The sequence below is a fragment of the Methylicorpusculum sp. genome (assembly GCF_030651835.1).
Taxonomy (GTDB): Bacteria; Pseudomonadota; Gammaproteobacteria; order Methylococcales; family Methylomonadaceae; genus Methylicorpusculum.
On the sequence record NZ_JAUSBX010000064.1, the window covers coordinates 1 to 2,814 of the forward strand.

The window sequence follows — 2,814 nt, forward strand, 5'->3', positions numbered from 1 at the left end:
GTTCTATCCGATAACTTCAGTTCATGGATAGCGCCGCATACACTGCAGGTTTTAGAGCTTGGAAACCATCTATCAACGATAACCACCGTAGCGCATGTCATAGCGACCTTGTATTCGATCAGGGTTCTCAGTTTTCCAAAACCTTGGTCTGAGATAGCCCGCGCAAGGGAACGGTTTTTGACCATGCCTTTAACGTTCAGGTCTTCAATACCGATAACGCCATATTCGGTAGCGAGTTTATGGGATAGCTTGTGCAAAGAATCTTCTCTTACATCCGCGATCCTCTTGTGCAATTTCGAAAGTTTGGTTTTCGCTTTCTTGAAATTAGCACTTCCTTTCTTCTTACGGCTCAGGGATTTATTCAACCTTCTCAGCCTTTTTAAAAGTTTCTTCTGGGGTTTTGGACCTTGTATTTCCGTGCCATCAGATAGTATCGCCAATGTTTTAACACCAAAATCTACACCAACAACACCTTTGTCGGCTCTCATGCTTAGCGTGTTGGCTGTTTCAACCAACACAGAGATATACCATCCATCGGCCATCTTACTAACTGTGGTTGACTGAATACAGCCGGAGAAGCGTACCTCTTCGCGCATCCTGATCCAGCCGATCTTAGGTAACTGAATCCTTTTACCTTCAACCTTAACGGCGCTTTCGCCTTTCTTTTGAGGGCCATTATCAGCCCGGAACGAATCATGTTGTCCTTTCTTTTTGAACTTAGGGTATCCTGGTTTTTTGCCTTGCTTTACGTTCTTGAAAAAATTCTGAAATGCCGTACCTACATTTTTGATTGCTTGCTGAGGAGCGCATTTGGTTACATCCAGTGCCCACGGAAATTCAACAGGCTTTATAGCGTTATACCGCTTGCGCAAAGACATTTCACTAGGCTTTTCTCCGGCTTCATAGTGTCTTTTCCACTCTGCCAGTGCCCAGTTGTAGGCATGCCTAGTATAAACAACTTGAAATATGTTAGATAATATATTGTTTTAAATTGATAATATTAGAGCAAATGGCACGGCCTTTATCCCCACTGAAACTGAATATTGAGTTACAAGACATTTTACAAACAATCGCTCGGAGTCGCGAAGCTCCCCATAGCTTGGTGCAACGAGCTGAGATAGTGTTGTCGGCAAGCACAGGGTGCTATAACAAAACCATCAGCCAAGACTTGGGGTTATGCGAAGAGACGGTTGGTTTTTGGCGAAAACGCTGGGTTGATAACACCGCTGAATTGGAAAAATTTAAGAATAAACCCAAGCAGTTACGAGAAGCGGTCGGTCAAGTGCTGGCGGACAGACCGCGCCCAGGTAGCCCCGGTACATTTACGGCAGAACAGATTTGCCAATTGTTGGCGGTTGCCTGTGAAACGCCCCCGGAACATCTCAGTCACTGGACGCAGCCAGAGCTCGCGCGAACAGTGATCAACCGGGGTATTGTCGCCAACATATCAGCCAGCAGTGTCGGGCGTTTTTTAAAATCAGGGGAATTTAAAACCCCATCGGATCAAATATTGGTTGAATCATAAGGTCGATAATGAAGCGGACTTTCGGCAAGACGTGAGAGCGGTGTGTAAACTTTATCACCAAGCACAGGAGCTTCATGAGTCGGGCGTGCATGTGATCAGTGTTGATGAAAAGACGGGCATTCAGGCACTGGAACGGATACATCCCGACCATGCGATGTCCAAAGGGAAACTGGAGTTGCATGAGTTTGAATACACGCGGCATGGCACACAAACCCTGATAGCTAATTTTGAAGTGGCTACCGGTAAAGTCATCTGTCCCACTCTTGGCGACACCCGGACAGAAGACGACTTTGTGGCTCACATCCGGGCAACGGTAGCAACCGATCCCGATGCAAAATGGGTGTTTGTCGCCGACCAGCTCAATACCCATAAGTCGGCCTCGTTGGTGGCATGCGTGGCGGAGCTCTGCGGCATAAAAGACGCATTAGGCGAGAAAGGCAAATCCGGTATTTTAGAGAATATGGCTTCCCGCGCAGACTTTTTACAATGCTCTGATCATCGTATCCGTTTTGTGTATACGCCCAAACATTGTTCATGGCTTAATCAGATAGAAATCTGGTTCGGTATCCTGAGCCGTCGGTTACTAAAACGTGGGAGTTTTCCATCAAAGGAAGTTTTAAATGCACGCATTCTGGCATTCATTGAGTTTTTTAATGTGACTTTAGCAAAACCGTTTCGATGGACTTATATTGGCAAACCTCTGCTTGTTTAGATTATCGGATGTATTTCGGAAGCTGGGTACTAGCCACACCACAAGCCTGGGCGAAATAATGTTCCTGAGCCTTATTCGGATTCAGTTTGATCTTGTGGACTCTTAACATCGTAGATTCCGTAATCTTCACCGATTTTGTCAGCAGCGGTTTGAAGCTCTTTTAGTAGCTGTTTGTTTTTCTTGCTTCGGCTGCCGTACAGCCTTGCGGAAAAAACAGTGATTATCTCCAGCACATCATTGGCTAAATCTTGCTCAAAAGACGGTTGTTCGCCTTTATGGATAATAACTATTTCGATACCTTGCAACTCGCAGAGCGCAAATACCAGCTCCGCGCCGAACCTAAGCAGCCTATCCTTGTGAGTTATAACTAACCTATTCATGCGTTTTCTTAGAATAAGTTCGCATAGTTTTTTAAGCCCCGGATTTTGATAGTTCATCCCAGAGCCTAAATCTCTTATGACTTCAGACCGCCAACCTTTAGCAGCGCAATAGGTTTCAAGCATTTCATGCTGCCTGTCTAAGTCCGCCTTTTGGTCGTGACTAGATACCCTGGCGTAGCAAATCGTCGGGGTATTAG

The 2,814-nt window shown here is 45.7% G+C and carries 5 protein-coding genes; 2 read left to right on the forward strand and 3 right to left on the reverse strand.

The features are described from left to right. The coding region (locus Q7V32_RS08610; RefSeq protein ID WP_370691442.1) for an RNA-guided endonuclease InsQ/TnpB family protein at positions 1-980 on the reverse strand (980 nt) is incomplete at its 3' end. Positions 981-1,009: 29 nt separating this feature from the next. Between Q7V32_RS08610 and Q7V32_RS08615 the strand changes: the two genes are divergently transcribed. Beyond that, positions 1,010-1,525 carry a helix-turn-helix domain-containing protein gene (locus Q7V32_RS08615; RefSeq protein WP_304896574.1) on the forward strand — a complete coding sequence of 172 codons (516 nt, stop codon included), beginning with the start codon at positions 1,010-1,012 and terminating at the stop codon, positions 1,523-1,525. After that, positions 1,515-2,237, forward strand: coding sequence for a transposase (locus Q7V32_RS08620; RefSeq protein ID WP_370691440.1), 723 nt, complete (start codon positions 1,515-1,517; stop codon positions 2,235-2,237). Before Q7V32_RS08615 ends, Q7V32_RS08620 begins: the two co-directional genes overlap by 11 nt. A gap of 1 nt (position 2,238) precedes the next feature. Here Q7V32_RS08620 and Q7V32_RS20810 read toward each other — a convergent pair whose 3' ends face one another. Together Q7V32_RS20810 and Q7V32_RS08625 are read right to left on the reverse strand one after the other, a co-directional pair. Continuing rightward, positions 2,239-2,346 carry a helix-turn-helix domain-containing protein gene (locus Q7V32_RS20810; protein ID WP_370691441.1) on the reverse strand — a complete coding sequence of 36 codons (108 nt, stop codon included), beginning with the start codon at positions 2,344-2,346 and terminating at the stop codon, positions 2,239-2,241. Then, a partial coding sequence (locus tag Q7V32_RS08625; RefSeq protein WP_304896575.1) for an IS607 family transposase occupies positions 2,309-2,814 on the reverse strand: 506 nt, incomplete at its 5' end. The genes Q7V32_RS08625 and Q7V32_RS20810, both read right to left, overlap by 38 nt.

Excerpts from the sequence above, each read along its gene's own strand:
- Q7V32_RS08615 (WP_304896574.1), top strand. The coding sequence starts at position 1,010 with ATGGCACGGCCTTTATCCCCACTGAAACTGAATATTGAGTTACAAGAC.
- Q7V32_RS20810 (WP_370691441.1), bottom strand. The coding sequence starts at position 2,346 with ATGTTAAGAGTCCACAAGATCAAACTGAATCCGAATAAGGCTCAGGAA.